The organism is Citrobacter sp. Cf125 (assembly GCF_030333935.1).
Lineage (GTDB): Bacteria > Pseudomonadota > Gammaproteobacteria > Enterobacterales > Enterobacteriaceae > Citrobacter > Citrobacter freundii.
Genome location: NZ_JAOWEY010000024.1, coordinates 246,670 through 263,068, shown reverse-complemented (window position 1 = coordinate 263,068; position 16,399 = coordinate 246,670). Strand labels below are relative to the sequence as shown.

Here is a 16,399-nt window from a genome sequence, read left to right as displayed (position 1 = left end):
CCGCACATAGCTGTTCTACCTTGCTGATATTGCAAAGGAGAACGCTATGTTGAAATCACCCCTGTTCTGGAAAATCGTCACTCTGGGTGGCGCCATGCTGCTGCTGTTAATTCCCCTGACAATGGTCAGGCAGATAATCGTAGAGCGATCGGATTATCGCAATGACGTTGAAGATGCAATCCGCCAGAGCACCAGCGGACCGCAAAAGATGGTCGGCCCGTTGATAGCCATTCCGGTGACAGAGCTTTATACCTCGCTGGAGGATGGCAAAGAGATCCAGCGTAAGCGAAGCTATATCCATTTCTGGCTGCCGGAGTCGTTGGTGGTTGAGGGGAGTCAGAACGTTGAAGCGCGTAAAATCGGTATTTATGAGGGCCAGGTCTGGCACAATGACCTCTCGGTGAAGGCCGAGTTTAACGCTGAACGTTTGCGTGATTTAAACCATCCCAACGTCAGCGTCGGCAAACCGTTTATCGTGGTTGGCGTGGGGGATGCGCGCGGGATTGGTGTGGTGCAAGCGCCGCAGGTCAATGGAACGTCGCTGGCGGTTGAGCCGGGGACGGGGCTGGATGGACGTGCGCAGGGGATCCACATTCCGTTACCCGACGCGAGCTGGGCGGAGCAAAACCTGAGCATGACGCTGTCGCTGAATTTGAGCGGAACAGGAGATTTCTCCGTTGTTCCGGTTGGCCGTAACAGTGAAATGACCTTAACCAGCAATTGGTCGCATCCCAACTTTCTTGGGGATTTTCTTCCGGCTAAGCGCGAAATCAGTAAGTCTGGATTCAATGCCCAGTGGCAAAGCAGTTGGTTTGCCAATAACCTCGGCGAACGCTTTGATGGCGAAAAGATTGGCTGGGAGGGAATGCCTGCATTTAGCGTCGCTGTCGCCACGCCTGCGGATCAATACCAACTGACGGACAGGGCGACAAAATATGCCATTTTGCTGATTGTGCTGACCTTTATGTCTTTCTTTGTTCTTGAAAGCATGACCAGCCTTCGACTGCACCCGATGCAGTACCTGCTGGTGGGATTATCGCTGGTGATGTTTTATCTGTTGCTGCTGGCGTTGTCAGAACATATTGGTTTTACCGCCGCGTGGATTACGGCGAGTCTGGTGGGGGCGTTGATGAACGGTGTGTATCTGCAGGCGATATTACAGGGTTGGCGTAAGAGTATTTTGTTCACCGTAGCGCTGCTGGGGCTGGATGGTGTGATGTGGGTGTTGCTCCGTTCACAGGACAGCTCTTTACTGCTGGGAACCGGCGTGCTGTTGGTCGCGTTGTGTGGCGTGATGTTCCTGACGCGTCATCTTGACTGGCACTCGCTGGCACAGCCAAAACCAAAGCCGACAGAAATTCCGGAGTCTCAGCCTGCGCAGAGTGACGAGTTTCGCTTATGGAAATAGGGCTGTGGTGAAATGAAAAACGGCGCATATTGCGCCGTTTTTTTACCTGTGAGGATCGAATTAATCCTGCAGGTCGCCGCAGAAACGGTAGCCTTCACCGTGAATGGTGGCGATGATTTCTGGCGTATCCGGCGTTGATTCGAAATGTTTACGAATGCGGCGGATAGTCACGTCAACGGTACGGTCATGCGGCTTCAGTTCGCGACCGGTCATTTTTTTCAGCAGTTCTGCGCGAGACTGGATTTTGCCCGGATTCTCACAGAAGTGAAGCATGGCGCGGAATTCGCTGCGTGGCAGTTTATACTGCTCGCCATCAGGACCAATCAGAGAGCGGCTGTTGATGTCCAGCTCCCAGCCATTGAACTTGTAGCTCTCGACGCTACGGCGTTCTTCGCTGACGGTACCCAGGTTCATGGTACGCGACAGCAGGTTACGAGCACGGATAGTCAGTTCGCGCGGGTTAAACGGCTTGGTGATGTAATCGTCTGCGCCGATTTCGAGGCCGAGAATTTTATCGACTTCGTTATCACGGCCCGTCAGGAACATCAGCGCAACGTTAGCTTGTTCGCGGAGTTCGCGCGCTAACAGGAGGCCATTTTTCCCAGGCAGATTGATATCCATAATCACAAGGTTGATGTCATATTCAGAGAGAATCTGATGCATTTCCGCGCCATCTGTCGCTTCGAATACATCATAGCCTTCTGCTTCGAAAATGCTTTTCAACGTGTTGCGTGTTACTAACTCGTCTTCAACGATAAGAATGTGCGGGGTCTGCATGTTTGCTACCTAAATTGCCAACTAAATCGAAACAGGAAGTACAAAAGTCCCTGACCTGCCTGATGCATGCCGTAAATTAACATGATCGGCGTAACATGACTAAAGTACGTAATTGCGTTCTTGATGCACTTTCCATCAACGTCAACAACATCATTAGCTTGGTCGTGGGTAGTTTCCCTCTGGACCCGACAGTGTCAAAAACGGCTGTCATCCTAACCATTTTAACAGCAACATAACAGGCTAAGACATGCCGGACACCCAATAAAACTACGCTTCGTTGACATATATCAAGTTCAATTGTAGCACGTTAACAGTTTGATGAAATCAACGTATCCAAATGTTTGCTTTCATCACAAAATTGCAATATTACAACTAGTTGCACGCGCTAATTAATAAATGTAATGAATCCAACCAATGCGATCCATTTTAAATTAAATTATCATGGATAAACAGAAGGATATGCAACTTTTGTTAACATAAAGGGCAATAGTTCAGCCTGGAAATAGTTTAGCATTTTTTACCGGATGCGAAATGCTTTTTCAGTGATTTCTGTTAAAAATATGTAAATTCGCGCTGCGTAATATGTTGATGCACGTCACATTATTACCTGCACATAGGCCAAAAGAGTATCGAAATGCGTTTAACAATTATTCTGGTTGCCCCCGCCAGAGCGGAAAATATTGGTGCGGCAGCCCGTGCGATGAAGACCATGGGATTCACCCAGTTGCGGATCGTTGACAGCGAGGCCCACCTGGAACCTGCCACGCGATGGGTTGCGCATGGCTCGGGTGATATTATTGATAATATTAACGTTTTTCCAACGTTAGCCGAGGCGCTTCACGACGTGGATTTTACCGTCGCGACCACGGCGCGCAGCCGCGCGAAGTTTCATTATTACGCTACGCCGGTCGAACTGGTTCCCCTGTTGCAGGAAAAATCAACGTGGATGGATCACGCCGCGCTGGTTTTTGGTCGTGAAGATTCGGGGCTGACCAACGAAGAATTGGCTCTGGCGGATGTCCTCACCGGGGTACCGATGGTGGCTGACTATCCATCACTCAATTTGGGGCAGGCGGTGATGGTGTATTGCTATCAATTAGCAGGTTTAATACAACAACCGGCCAGAAACATTGAGATGACGGATGAGCATCAGCTACAGGCATTGCGCGAACGTGTTTTGCGTTTATTAGCCACGCTGAACGTTTCTGACGACATTAAGTTGACGGACTGGCTGCAACAGCGAATGGGTCTGTTAGAGCAGCGAGACACGGCAATGTTGCACCGTTTTTTACATGATATAGAAAAAAATCTAACAAAATAAAGTGTTGATCAATGTTTGTTGTGAAGTGTTTTACTCTGGTTTCAAGTGGGCGAGACATGCTGTATTGGTTGAAAGTAAAAGGGCAAGCAGTCGCTCATGAACAAGTTTCGGAATGTGATCAATTTAAAAATTTATTGACTTAGGTCAGCAGATACTTTAACCCTAAAAGAATACAAGACAGACAGATAATAATTACAGAGCACACAACATCATGAAACGCATCAGCATCACTATTACCACAACCATCACCATTACCACAGGTAACGGTGCGGGCTGACGCGTACAGGAAACACAAGAAAAAGCCCGCACCTAAACAGTGCGGGCTTTTTTTTCGACCAAAGGCAATGAGGTAAACCATGCGAGTGTTGAAGTTCGGCGGTACATCAGTGGCAAATGCAGAGCGCTTTCTGCGGGTTGCCGATATTCTGGAAAGCAATGCCAGACAGGGGCAGGTCGCGACCGTGCTCTCTGCCCCCGCAAAAATTACCAACCATCTGGTGGCGATGATTGAGAAGACCATCGGTGGTCAGGATGCTTTAGCCAATATCAGCGACGCCGAACGTATTTTCTCTGAGCTATTGGTGGGTTTGGCCGCCGCGCAGCCGGGTTTTCCGTTGGCCCCGCTCAAAGCCTTTGTTGAACAAGAGTTTGCCCAGATTAAACACGTCCTGCATGGCATCAGCCTGTTGGGACAGTGCCCGGACAGCATCAATGCCGCGCTTATCTGCCGTGGCGAAAAAATGTCGATCGCCATCATGGCAGGCCTGCTGGAAGCGCGCGGGCACAACGTGACGGTCATCGATCCGGTGGAGAAATTGCTGGCAGTCGGCCATTACCTCGAATCTACCGTTGATATCGCCGAATCTACGCGCCGCATTGCCGCCAGCCGTATTCCTGCGGACCACATGATTTTGATGGCCGGATTTACCGCCGGGAATGAGAAAGGTGAGTTAGTGGTGCTGGGGCGTAATGGCTCCGACTACTCTGCCGCCGTACTGGCCGCCTGTTTGCGCGCGGATTGTTGTGAGATCTGGACCGATGTTGACGGCGTATATACTTGCGATCCGCGCCAGGTACCCGACGCCCGACTGCTGAAGTCGATGTCTTATCAGGAAGCGATGGAGCTTTCTTACTTCGGCGCCAAAGTGCTGCACCCGCGCACCATTACCCCTATTGCCCAGTTCCAGATCCCTTGCCTGATTAAAAATACCGGCAATCCACAAGCGCCTGGCACGTTGATTGGCGCCAGCAGTGATGACGACGATTTGCCGGTAAAAGGTATTTCTAATCTCAATAACATGGCGATGTTTAGCGTTTCTGGCCCAGGAATGAAAGGCATGGTGGGTATGGCGGCACGCGTTTTTGCCGCAATGTCGCGTGCGGGCATTTCGGTAGTGCTGATCACCCAATCCTCTTCCGAATACAGCATCAGCTTCTGCGTCCCGCAGGGCGACTGCGCGCGTGCGCAACGCGCCATGCAGGATGAATTCTACCTCGAACTGAAAGAAGGCCTGCTGGAGCCGCTGGCGGTGACTGAGCGTCTGGCTATCATCTCTGTTGTTGGCGATGGTATGCGTACTCTGCGTGGCATTTCGGCGAAATTCTTTGCCGCATTGGCTCGCGCGAACATCAATATCGTGGCGATCGCCCAGGGTTCGTCTGAGCGTTCTATTTCAGTGGTGGTGAACAACGACGACGCGACCACCGGCGTTCGCGTGACCCATCAAATGCTGTTCAACACCGACCAGGTGATTGAAGTGTTTGTGATTGGCGTAGGCGGCGTGGGCGGTGCGCTACTGGAGCAGCTTAAACGTCAGCAAACCTGGCTCAAAAAGAAGCATATCGATCTGCGCGTGTGCGGCGTGGCGAACTCGAAGGCCCTGTTGACCAACGTCCATGGACTGAATCTGGAGAACTGGCAGGCGGAGCTGGAAAGCGCGAAAGAGCCATTCAACCTTGGGCGCTTAATTCGCCTGGTGAAAGAATATCATCTGCTTAATCCGGTGATTGTCGACTGTACGTCAAGCCAGGCGGTGGCGGATCAGTATGCTGATTTCCTGCGCGAAGGCTTCCATGTGGTTACGCCGAACAAAAAGGCCAACACCTCGTCGATGGATTACTACCATCAGCTGCGTTTTGCCGCCGCGAAGTCCAGGCGTAAATTCCTCTACGACACCAACGTGGGCGCAGGCTTGCCGGTAATTGAAAACCTGCAAAACCTGCTCAGCGCAGGTGATGAATTGCAGCGTTTCTCCGGTATTCTTTCCGGCTCGCTGTCGTTTATTTTCGGCAAGCTGGATGAAGGCATGAGCTTCTCGCAAGCCACCACCATGGCGCGTGAGATGGGCTATACCGAGCCCGATCCGCGTGACGATCTTTCCGGCATGGATGTGGCACGTAAGCTGCTGATCCTCGCCCGTGAGACAGGTCGTGAGCTGGAGCTTTCAGACGTGGTCATTGAGCCAGTTCTGCCAAAAGAGTTTGATGATTCCGGTGATGTATCCGCGTTTATGGCGAAATTGCCACAGCTGGATGACGTCTTTGCCGCGCGCGTGGCGAAAGCCCGTGATGAGGGAAAAGTATTGCGTTATGTTGGCAATATCGAAGAGGACGGCGTTTGTCGCGTGAAAATTGATGCAGTAGACGGCAACGATCCGCTGTTTAAAGTGAAAAACGGTGAGAACGCGCTGGCATTCTATAGCCACTACTATCAGCCGTTACCATTGGTTCTGCGCGGATATGGCGCGGGTAACGACGTGACGGCAGCGGGCGTCTTTGCCGACCTGCTACGCACCCTTTCATGGAAGTTAGGAGTCTGACATGGTGAGAGTTTATGCCCCGGCTTCCAGTGCCAATATGAGCGTCGGGTTTGATGTGCTCGGTGCGGCGGTAACTCCGGTGGACGGTTCGCTGTTGGGCGATGTGGTGTCCGTTGAGGCGGCTGATCAGTTCAGCCTGAACAACCTTGGGCGCTTTGCCAACAAGCTGCCGTCAGAGCCGCGCGAAAATATTGTCTATCAGTGTTGGGAGCGATTCTGCCAGGAGCTGGGTAAAACGGTTCCGGTGGCGATGACGCTGGAAAAAAATATGCCGATTGGCTCCGGGTTAGGCTCCAGCGCCTGTTCCGTCGTGGCGGCGTTAGTCGCTATGAACGAACACTGCGGTAAGCCGCTCAACGATACGCGCCTGTTGGCGATAATGGGCGAGCTGGAAGGGCGTATCTCCGGCAGTATTCATTACGATAATGTTGCCCCGTGCTTTTTGGGCGGCATGCAGTTAATGATCGAAGAAAACGGCATTATCAGCCAGCAGGTGCCAGGCTTTGATGAGTGGCTATGGGTACTGGCGTATCCGGGGATTAAAGTGTCGACGGCAGAAGCGCGGGCGATTCTACCTGCGCAGTATCGCCGTCAGGACTGTATCGCCCACGGGCGACATCTGGCTGGATTTATCCATGCCTGCTATTCCCGTCAGCCTGGGCTTGCCGCGAAGCTGATGAAGGACGTCATTGCTGAGCCGTATCGTACCCGCTTGCTACCAGGCTTTAGTCAGGCGCGTCAGGCGGTAACAGAAATTGGCGCGCTGGCCAGCGGGATCTCCGGGTCAGGGCCGACGCTGTTCGCCTTGTGCGATAAGCCGGATACGGCGCAGCGCGTAGCAGATTGGCTGAGTAAAAATTACCTGCAAAATCAGGAAGGCTTTGTTCATATTTGCCGGCTGGACACGGCGGGCGCACGGGTACTGGGATAATCAATGAAACTGTATAATCTGAAAGATCATAACGAGCAGGTCAGCTTTGCGCAGGCCGTCACGCAAGGGCTTGGCAAGAATCAGGGATTGTTTTTTCCGCACGATCTACCGGAATTCAATCTGACAGAAGTGGATGAGATGCTGAACCAGGACTTCGTTAGCCGCAGCGCGAAGATCCTGTCCGCATTTATTGGTGATGAGATCCCTCAGGAAATTCTGGAAAAACGCGTGCGTGCTGCATTTGCTTTTCCGGCACCGGTTGCTCAGGTTGCCGCAGATGTCGGCTGTCTGGAACTGTTCCACGGCCCTACGCTTGCATTTAAAGACTTTGGCGGGCGCTTTATGGCGCAAATGCTGACGCACATCAGCGGCGACAAGCCGGTAACCATTCTGACGGCGACCTCAGGTGATACCGGCGCGGCGGTTGCACATGCCTTTTATGGCCTGAAAAATGTGCGCGTGGTGATCCTCTACCCGAACGGCAAGATCAGCCCATTACAGGAAAAACTGTTCTGTACGCTGGGCGGTAACATTGAAACTGTAGCGATTGATGGCGATTTTGATGCCTGCCAGGCGCTGGTGAAACAGGCGTTTGATGACGAAGAGCTGAAGGTGGCTCTGGGACTGAACTCGGCTAATTCAATTAACATCAGCCGTCTGCTGGCGCAAATCTGTTACTACTTTGAGGCTGTGGCTCAGCTACCGCAAGAGGCGCGGAATCAGCTGGTGATTTCTGTTCCCAGCGGTAACTTTGGCGATCTGACCGCCGGGCTGCTGGCGAAATCACTGGGCTTGCCGGTGAAGCGTTTTATCGCGGCGACTAACGTTAACGATACGGTTCCGCGTTTCCTTGCTGAAGGTGAGTGGGCGCCGAAAGCGACTCAGGCGACGTTATCGAATGCGATGGATGTCAGCCAGCCGAACAACTGGCCGCGCGTGGAAGAACTGTTCCGCCGTAAAATCTGGCGTCTGAATGAGCTGGGTTATGCCGCCGTTGATGATGCCACGACTCAGGACACCATGCGTGAGTTACATGAGATAGGCTACACCTCAGAACCGCATGCGGCGGTGGCTTACCGTGCGCTGCGTGACCAACTGAACCCTGGCGAGTACGGCCTGTTCCTTGGTACTGCGCATCCGGCGAAGTTTAAAGAAAGCGTTGAAGAGATTCTTGATCTGACGCTGGCGTTGCCAAAAGAGCTGGCGGAACGCGCGGACTTGCCGCTGCTTTCTCATCACCTGCCTGCTGATTTTGCGCAACTGCGTAAGCTGATGATGACCCGCAGTTAACGGTGGTGCCCGCTGGCGCTTTGCTTAGCGGGCCTACAAAACCTGTAGGCCGGATAAGGCGTTAGCCGTCATCCGGCATGTAAATTATTGCTCGTGGCGTTTAAACACCAGTTCGCCGTTTCCTGACGCTTCTTCATCAAAGAAATAGCCTTCGCTGTTAAATGCGATCAGCTGTTCCGGCTGCGTTAAGCGGTTCTCAATGATGTAGCGGCTCATCAGGCCGCGCGCTTTCTTGGCATAAAAGCTGATGACTTTGAACTTGCCGTTTTTCTCGTCTAGGAAGACTGGTTTAATCAGCTCGGCATTGAGCTTTTTCGGCTTCACGGATTTAAAATACTCATCCGAAGCGAGATTAATCACCACGCTGTCGCCTTGTGCTTCAAGTGCTTCATTAAGTTTATCGGTGATGATATCTCCCCAGAACTGGTAGAGATCTTTACCCTTCGCATTGGCCAAACGAATGCCCATCTCCAGACGATAAGGCTGCATCAAATCCAGCGGACGTAGAACGCCGTACAGTCCGGACAACATCCTTAAATGCTGCTGAGCGAAGTCGAAATCCGCCTCGCTGAAGGTTTCAGCCTGCAGCCCGGTATACACGTCGCCCTTAAATGCCAGAATGGCCTGGCGCGCATTGTCCGGCGTGAAGTCAGGCTGCCAGTCATGGAAACGCGTGGCATTCAAATCCGCCAGTTTGTCGCTAATTCCCATCAGCTTGCCAATCTGCGGCGCAGAGAGCTGGCGCGCCACATGGATAAGCTGCTGAGAGTGATCCAGCAGTTCGGGTAGCGTATGGCGTGTTGTTGCCAGCGGACTTTGGTAGTCGAGCGTTTTTGCAGGTGAAATCAGAATCAGCATATCCAGTCCTTGCAGGAAATTTACTGCGACTTTAGCAAAAAAAACGACAGATTTGATCGATGGTTGTGATTGCCGCGCTATCTGCGCGGCGTTTCATCCCAGCTTTCGGGGGCAAGCTGTTGTCTGATATCAGGATAACGGTGCGGATCGAATTCCGGGCGCACCCCGAGTTTACGCTGGCGCAGATAGTCGCTGGCGATGGTATGGACAACCGGAGAAAGCAGCAGAATCGCTGTCAGGTTAGTAATGGCCATACAAGCCATAATGATATCGGCCAACTGCCAGACCAGCGGGAAGCTGACAAACGTTCCGCCGATAATGGTGCTAATGGTAGCGATTCGCAATAGCCAGATGACGCGCATATTGTCCAGTTTCAGAAAGACGAGATTGTTCTCCGCATAGATGTAGTTGGCGACGATCGAGCTAAAGGCAAACAGAATCACAATAAAAGCCACGAATCCGGCTCCCCATTCTCCCGTCAGCGTTACCATTGCTTTTTGAAGTAACTGGATGCCTTCCATTGGCACATAGCTGGTGCCATTGCCTGCCAACAGAATAATCATCGCGCTAGCCGTACAGACCACGAGAGTGTCGCCTAATACCCCAATCATTTGCACAATGCCTTGTGCCGCAGGATGCGGTGGCCAGGAGGCGGCCGATGCGGCTGCATTCGGCGTAGATCCCATTCCGGCTTCGTTAGAAAACATGCCGCGCTGAAAACCGTTGGCAATAGCCTGGCTTAGCGTATATCCGGCCGCACCCGCCGCTGCTTCCTGCCAGCCAAAGGCGCTTTTTATAATGGTGACGATAATGTCGGGAAGCTGCCCGATATGCCACAGACAGATGATGATGCTACTTCCAACCCACAGCAGTGCCATCATCGGAACGAACCATTGCATCAGGCGTGCGACGCCTTTAATACCGCCGACGATGACCAGTAATGACACTATTGCCAGTGCGATACCGGAGAAGAGGGGAGGGATGTCAAAAGCAAAGGTCAACGCACGAGAGACCGAGTTCGCCTGAACGCTGTTAAAAATCAGTCCATAGGCAATCAGTAAAAAGATGGCAAAAAGGACGCCCATCCAGCGCATGCCCAGACCACGTGCCATATACCACGCAGGACCACCGCGGAACTGTCCTTTGCTATCGCGTTCTTTATACAGTTGGGCAAGTGAGCACTCGGCGAATGACGTTGCCATACCAATGACCGCTGAGACCCACATCCAGAAAATGGCTCCAGGGCCGCCAGCGGCGATCGCCAACGCTACGCCGGCCAGGTTCCCGCTACCGATACGCGCGGCAAGGCTGGTGCACAGAGCCTGAAAGGAAGTTAAACCGCCCGGCTGCGGGCTAATGCTGTTTTTAAGACTTGTGCCAAACTGGCGAATGTAGCGGAACTGCACGAACCCTGTACGCCAGGTGAACCAACATCCTGCGCCAAGCAGGAGGTAGATCATCACCGATCCCCAGAGTATTTCATTAATAAATGAGAAAAAATCAGGCATTAACATCCCTCTTGTTGATGCCGGTAAGCGCGAAGATTTCCGTGTAAGCGCTACCAATAATCGACCAGTGTATACCTTGTCATGAGAGTGATTGCGGGAGTTTATCATAACAATCGTTATATCCCGCAATTGCGCATCACAGGCTTTGAGATGCGTAATCAGGGCTGAGCAGCGGGTCGGACAATCCAGGCGGTTGCGCTGAGAGTGCGTCGTGCTATCATCAGGGAAGATCGGTTACATCCCCCTAACAAGCTGTTTAAAGAGAATCGCTATCATGACGGACAAATTGACCTCCCTTCGTCAGTTCACCACAGTAGTGGCCGACACCGGAGACATCGCGGCAATGAAGCTGTATCAGCCTCAGGATGCCACAACTAACCCTTCTCTCATTCTTAACGCAGCGCAGATCCCAGAATACCGCAAGCTGATTGATGACGCTGTAGCCTGGGCTAAGCAGCAGAGCAACGACCGCGCACAGCAGATCGTCGACGCGACCGACAAACTGGCAGTAAATATCGGTCTGGAGATCCTGAAACTGGTCCCGGGTCGTATCTCTACTGAAGTTGACGCTCGTCTGTCTTACGACACCGACGCGTCCATCGCGAAAGCAAAACGTCTGATCAAGATGTACAACGATGCTGGCATCAGCAACGATCGCATTCTGATTAAACTGGCTTCAACCTGGCAGGGCATCCGTGCCGCTGAGCAGCTGGAAAAAGAAGGCATCAACTGTAACCTGACTCTGCTGTTCTCCTTCGCGCAGGCACGTGCATGTGCAGAAGCTGGCGTATACCTGATTTCTCCGTTCGTTGGTCGTATTCTTGACTGGTACAAAGCCAACACCGACAAGAAAGAGTATGCACCGGCAGAAGATCCGGGTGTGGTTTCCGTAACGGAAATCTACGAGTACTACAAACAGCACGGTTACGAAACCGTGGTGATGGGTGCGAGCTTCCGTAACATCGGCGAAATCATTGAGCTGGCAGGCTGCGATCGTCTGACGATTGCTCCGGCACTGCTGAAAGAGCTGGCGGAAAGCGAAGGCGCTATCGAACGTAAACTGTCCTTCTCCGGCGAAGTGAAAGCGCGTCCTGCACGCATCACCGAAGCTGAGTTCCTGTGGCAGCACAACCAGGATCCGATGGCTGTAGATAAACTGGCGGACGGTATCCGTAAGTTTGCTGTAGACCAGGGTAAACTGGAAAAAATGATCGGCGATCTGCTGTAATCATTTAAGCGTGGCCCTGATATGGGTCACGCTACCTCTTCTGAAACCTGTCTGTCCTTCCTTTCGCAGTGTATCATTCTGTTTAACGAGACTGTTTAAACGGAATAATCATGAATACTTTACGCATTGGCCTGGTTTCCATTTCTGACCGTGCTTCCAGCGGCGTTTACCAGGATAAAGGTATCCCGGCCCTTGAAGAGTGGCTGGCATCTGCCCTTACCACCCCTTTTGAGCTGCAAACGCGACTGATCCCGGATGAACAGGCGATCATCGAACAGACCTTATGCGAGCTGGTTGATGAAATGAGCTGTCATCTGGTGCTGACTACCGGCGGAACGGGTCCGGCACGTCGCGACGTGACCCCCGATGCTACGCTTGCCGTCGCTGACCGCCAGATGCCAGGCTTTGGCGAACAGATGCGCCAGATAAGTCTGCACTTTGTGCCAACGGCTATTCTCTCCCGCCAGGTTGGTGTTATTCGCAAACAGGCGTTGATCCTGAATCTGCCTGGGCAGCCGAAATCGATCAAAGAAACGCTGGAAGGCGTGAAAGATGCCGACGGTAAGGTTATCGTACCGGGTATTTTTGCAAGTGTACCGTATTGTATACAGTTGCTGGATGGGCCGTATGTGGAAACCGCACCGGCTGTTGTAGCATCTTTTCGTCCTAAAAGCGCAATTCGCGATACAAACAGCTGAAAGTAGCCCGATCGTGACATAAGTGCCAATCACAGTGGAGTATTGAATTGTTTACGATATAGTAATTTTTGCTTTACATATATCGACAGACAGATTCAATAACTCCACTGACTGATGGTTTGCTATGTCACAACACACTCGACCGCTGAATCGCCAGGATTATAAAACTCTTACGCTTGCTGCCCTCGGCGGCGCGCTTGAGTTTTATGATTTCATTATCTTCGTCTTCTTTGCCGCTGTTGTTGGTGAACTCTTCTTTCCGGCAGACATTCCTGAGTGGCTACGTCAGGTGCAAACCTTCGGCATTTTTGCCGCCGGATATCTGGCGCGTCCGCTGGGTGGCATCATCATGGCGCACTTTGGCGATCTGGTCGGGCGTAAGAAAATGTTCACCCTGAGCATTTTGCTGATGGCGATACCGACGCTGGCGATTGGTCTTTTGCCTACCTACGCCTCAATGGGGATCCTCGCACCGTTGTTGTTACTGCTGATGCGCATTTTGCAAGGCGCTGCCATCGGCGGAGAAGTGCCGGGCGCGTGGGTGTTCGTGGCGGAGCATGTACCGGAGCGCCGCATCGGCATTGCCTGTGGCACGCTGACCGCCGGGCTGACGGTGGGGATTCTGTTGGGGTCGGTGGTTGCGACGCTGGTGAATACCAACCTGACGCAACAGGCGGTGCATGACTACGGCTGGCGTATCCCGTTCCTGCTGGGGGGCGTTTTTGGGCTGGTGGCGATGTACCTGCGTCGCTGGTTGCAGGAAACGCCCATCTTCCTCGAAATGCAGCAGCGTAAAGCACTTGCGCAAGAGCTACCGGTGAAGTCGGTGGTGAGTAAGCATAAAAAAGCGGTGGTTATTTCAATGCTGCTGACCTGGCTGTTATCGGCCGGGATTGTGGTGGTGATCCTGATGTCACCAGTCTGGCTGCAGAAGCAGTATGGCTTTGCACCCGCGCTAACGTTACAGGCCAACAGTGTCGCTACCATTATGCTGTGCGTCGGCTGTCTGCTGGCCGGATTTATTGTCGACCGGGTCGGCGCCAGCAAAACCTTTATTGTCGGCAGCCTGCTGCTGGCCTGTTCGAGCTGGTTTTTCTATCACCTGACCGGCAGCCATCCTCAGCACTTGTTCCTGTTATACGGGCTGGTGGGATTATGCGTTGGCGTGGTCGGCGCAGTGCCTTATGTCATGGTGCGGGCGTTTCCGGCGGAAGTCCGTTTTACCGGCATTTCCTTTTCCTATAACGTCTCATATGCCATTTTTGGTGGTCTGACGCCAATCGCCGTGACGATGTTAATGAGCGTGTCGCCAATGGCTCCGGCCTGGTATGTGCTGGCGTTATCGCTGGTGGGGTTAGGTCTGGGGATTTGGCTGCGACAGGATATTTATCATCGCGATACGAGCGTACAGGGAGAGTTACAGCGTTTGTAAGGAATATCCCCCCTTCAGGGGGGATATTGTCAGATTAGTGCGCTTCACCAATCGGCAGGATGGTACGGCCAAACTGTTCGTTCAGCACTTCACCCATCGCCAGGTAAATGGCGCTTGCACCACACACTAAGCCAACCCAACCCGCTACGTGAATGATTGCTTCGTTACCTGCAATGTTGCCAACGGCCAGCAGGGCGAACAGCACTGTCAGGCTCAGGAACACGAACTGCAGCATGCGCGCGGCTTTCAGCGTACCGAAGAACATGAACAGAGTGAACACGCCCCACAGACCCAGGTAAGCGCCCAGGAACTGACCATTGGTTGCATCCGCGAGGCCCATTTTCGGCATCAGCAGAATCGCAACCAGCGTCAGCCAGAACGAACCGTAGGAGGTAAAGGCGGTTAAACCGAAGGTGTTGCCTTTTTTATATTCCAGAAGACCGGCAAAAATTTGCGCGATACCGCCGTAGAAAATGCCCATCGCCAGAATAATAACGTCTAAAGCGAAGAAACCCGCGTTATGCAGGTTAAGCAGAATGGTGGTCATGCCAAAGCCCATCAGGCCCAGCGGTGCCGGATTAGCCAACTTAGTGTTGCCCATAATTCCTCAAAATCATCATTGATTGAATGGTGAAATAGTTTCCCCAAATAACGATCACTGTCTTCGGGGCGCGGCATAATAATCAGGGGAGAGGGCACTGTCTATGATCTAACGAAGGGAAAACGAATTATTTTCCCTGTGATGGGCATCACGCTTGTGCGTGGTTGAACATTCTGCGCAGGCAGGCAATGTGGAGTACAGCCGGGATCGTCACCCGATAAGCGCTGCCGCTCACCGCTTTAACCCCGTTTAAAGCCGCACCTACCGGGCCGCCAAGTCCGGCTCCGCGCAGTAATCCGTGCCCGATTACGCTGACGGCGGCGTGGGTTCGCAGAATTTTGGTTAACTGGCCGGAGAGCAGGTGAGAGACGCCTTTTGCCAGGTGACGATCCTTCAATAATAACGGTAGCAGTTCTTCCAGTTCAGAAACTTTTGCATCGACAGCCTGCAGAAATTCCTGCTTTTGTCCGGCATCCATTTTTTGCCAGGCATTGCGTAAAAAGTGCTCCAGCAGAGACTGTTCAATTTCGAACGTGGACATCTCTTTATCAGCTTTAATCTTCAGACGCTTCGAAACGTCCAGCAAAATCGCCCGATACAGTTTTCCATGTCCACGGAGTTTATTGGCAATGCTGTCGCCCCCATAATGCTGCAGTTCGCCAGCAATCAGTTGCCAGTTGCGGCGGTGCTGTTCCGGATGTCCTTCCATCGATTTAAATAAATCGTTGTGGTTGAGAACGCTCGACAGACGGGCTTTCCCCTTTTCATTATGTGTAAGCAGGCGGGTAATATTGGCGAGCTGCTCCTCACTGCAATGCTGAAGAAAATCGAGATCGTCGTCATTCAAATAGGTGACATTCATGTTTCTATGGCTTTTGAATAAAAGTATGGGGAATTAGTCGTCGCCGATGATTTTCAGCGTCGCCATATCAGAAGAGTTCACCGTATGGCCGGAGAAGGTAATTTTTTTCACGCAGCGCTTATTGTCGTTGTCGCTATTGATGTTGATCCAATTGGTCGTTTGCCCTTCTTTGATGGAGGAAGGCACGTTCAGACTCTGGCTGGACATGCGGGCAGCTTTGAAATAAACCGATGCACCACTGAGCTGTAAATCACCATGATCGGCCGTAAGTTGAATGCGTTTCACCACGCGGCAAACGGGAAGTTTCAGCGTTAGATCGTTGGTTTCATTACGAGGCATGGCGATCACGCCGAGGACTTTATGATCGTTAGCGTGTGCGGCGCTGCTTAGCAGCAGGCCCATAAGCAGGCTGGCGGAAAGGGTTAATACGGATTTCATGGAATTTCTCTTTGACGGCTGTAAAAGTGTGTCGTTTCAGACCATCTTACCGCTGTCAGAATCATGATTCATGCTTGTAATCTTTTCTTTTTATTACAATTTTTATGTGAATGGTTGTGCTGAATTTATCTGTTTTATGAATTAATTTTGATTTGAGACTATTCATTTTTTAATCTTTTAGCCTTTTTTCTGCGATTTTATTGCCACAAGGCTAAAAAAAATTTTCAT

The 16,399-nt window shown here is 52.0% G+C and carries 16 protein-coding genes and 1 other annotated feature; of the genes, 10 read left to right on the top strand and 6 right to left on the bottom strand.

Annotated features, from left to right (window positions below; all coding sequences use genetic code 11):
• Window positions 1-46 precede the first annotated feature (46 nt).
• A complete protein-coding gene (gene creD, locus OGV89_RS15510) occupies window positions 47-1,408 on the top strand; it encodes a cell envelope integrity protein CreD (protein WP_106107534.1) in 1,362 nt (453 codons plus the stop codon).
• Window positions 1,409-1,468: 60 nt separating this feature from the next.
• Here the strand turns inward: creD and arcA are convergent, their stop codons facing one another.
• Window positions 1,469-2,185 (bottom strand): two-component system response regulator ArcA, encoded by a 717-nt coding sequence (arcA, locus tag OGV89_RS15505; protein ID WP_001194359.1) that lies wholly within the window; start codon window positions 2,183-2,185, stop codon window positions 1,469-1,471.
• A gap of 95 nt (window positions 2,186-2,280) precedes the next feature.
• On the opposite strand from arcA, the gene yjjY reads away from it, so the two are divergent.
• The 6 genes from yjjY (at window position 2,281) to thrC (ending at window position 8,546) form a co-directional block, all read left to right on the top strand.
• Window positions 2,281-2,421, top strand: coding sequence for a YjjY family protein (gene yjjY, locus OGV89_RS15500; RefSeq protein ID WP_042998021.1), 141 nt, complete (start codon window positions 2,281-2,283; stop codon window positions 2,419-2,421).
• A 398-nt stretch (window positions 2,422-2,819) separates the two neighbouring features.
• Window positions 2,820-3,506 (top strand): tRNA/rRNA methyltransferase, encoded by a 687-nt coding sequence (locus OGV89_RS15495; RefSeq protein ID WP_003018988.1) that lies wholly within the window; start codon window positions 2,820-2,822, stop codon window positions 3,504-3,506.
• A gap of 206 nt (window positions 3,507-3,712) precedes the next feature.
• Window positions 3,713-3,839, top strand: a sequence feature (Thr leader region).
• Window positions 3,718-3,783: a thr operon leader peptide gene (gene thrL, locus OGV89_RS15490; RefSeq protein ID WP_032337689.1), complete on the top strand. Its 66-nt coding sequence runs from the start codon at window positions 3,718-3,720 to the stop codon at window positions 3,781-3,783. It overlaps the preceding feature by 66 nt.
• 23 nt (window positions 3,840-3,862) lie before the next feature.
• Window positions 3,863-6,325, top strand: coding sequence for a bifunctional aspartate kinase/homoserine dehydrogenase I (gene thrA, locus OGV89_RS15485; RefSeq protein ID WP_048233942.1), 2,463 nt, complete (start codon window positions 3,863-3,865; stop codon window positions 6,323-6,325).
• 1 nt (window position 6,326) lies between these two features.
• Window positions 6,327-7,256 carry a homoserine kinase gene (thrB, locus tag OGV89_RS15480; protein ID WP_003018982.1) on the top strand — a complete coding sequence of 310 codons (930 nt, stop codon included), beginning with the start codon at window positions 6,327-6,329 and terminating at the stop codon, window positions 7,254-7,256.
• Window positions 7,257-7,259: 3 nt separating this feature from the next.
• Window positions 7,260-8,546, top strand: a complete 1,287-nt coding sequence (gene thrC / locus OGV89_RS15475; protein WP_003018980.1) for a threonine synthase — start codon at window positions 7,260-7,262, stop codon at window positions 8,544-8,546.
• Window positions 8,547-8,630: 84 nt separating this feature from the next.
• Here thrC and yaaA read toward each other — a convergent pair whose 3' ends face one another.
• Together yaaA and OGV89_RS15465 are read right to left on the bottom strand one after the other, a co-directional pair.
• The gene (gene yaaA, locus OGV89_RS15470; protein ID WP_061549254.1) at window positions 8,631-9,404 is read right to left on the bottom strand and encodes a peroxide stress protein YaaA; all 774 of its coding nucleotides are present in this window, start codon (window positions 9,402-9,404) and stop codon (window positions 8,631-8,633) included.
• A gap of 77 nt (window positions 9,405-9,481) precedes the next feature.
• Window positions 9,482-10,912, bottom strand: coding sequence for an alanine/glycine:cation symporter family protein (locus OGV89_RS15465; protein ID WP_286558890.1), 1,431 nt, complete (start codon window positions 10,910-10,912; stop codon window positions 9,482-9,484).
• Window positions 10,913-11,186: 274 nt separating this feature from the next.
• Here OGV89_RS15465 and tal point away from each other — a divergent pair, with 274 nt between their 5' ends.
• From tal to OGV89_RS15450, 3 genes are all read left to right on the top strand, one after another.
• Complete coding sequence (gene tal, locus OGV89_RS15460; protein WP_003018974.1) at window positions 11,187-12,140, top strand: transaldolase; 954 nt, start codon at window positions 11,187-11,189, stop codon at window positions 12,138-12,140.
• A gap of 110 nt (window positions 12,141-12,250) precedes the next feature.
• Window positions 12,251-12,838, top strand: coding sequence for a molybdopterin adenylyltransferase (mog, locus tag OGV89_RS15455; RefSeq protein WP_003837312.1), 588 nt, complete (start codon window positions 12,251-12,253; stop codon window positions 12,836-12,838).
• Between the two features lie 124 nt (window positions 12,839-12,962).
• On the top strand, window positions 12,963-14,270 hold the full coding sequence (locus tag OGV89_RS15450; protein WP_003837314.1) for an MFS transporter: 1,308 nt from the start codon (window positions 12,963-12,965) through the stop codon (window positions 14,268-14,270).
• A gap of 34 nt (window positions 14,271-14,304) precedes the next feature.
• On the opposite strand, the gene satP is transcribed toward OGV89_RS15450, so the two are convergent.
• From satP to OGV89_RS15435, 3 genes are all read right to left on the bottom strand, one after another.
• Window positions 14,305-14,871 (bottom strand): acetate uptake transporter, encoded by a 567-nt coding sequence (gene satP, locus OGV89_RS15445; RefSeq protein WP_003018969.1) that lies wholly within the window; start codon window positions 14,869-14,871, stop codon window positions 14,305-14,307.
• Between the two features lie 148 nt (window positions 14,872-15,019).
• Window positions 15,020-15,733: an acidic protein MsyB gene (msyB, locus tag OGV89_RS15440; RefSeq protein WP_003837316.1), complete on the bottom strand. Its 714-nt coding sequence runs from the start codon at window positions 15,731-15,733 to the stop codon at window positions 15,020-15,022.
• A gap of 33 nt (window positions 15,734-15,766) precedes the next feature.
• Window positions 15,767-16,171: a DUF2541 family protein gene (locus OGV89_RS15435; protein WP_003018965.1), complete on the bottom strand. Its 405-nt coding sequence runs from the start codon at window positions 16,169-16,171 to the stop codon at window positions 15,767-15,769.
• Window positions 16,172-16,399: the final 228 nt, after the last annotated feature.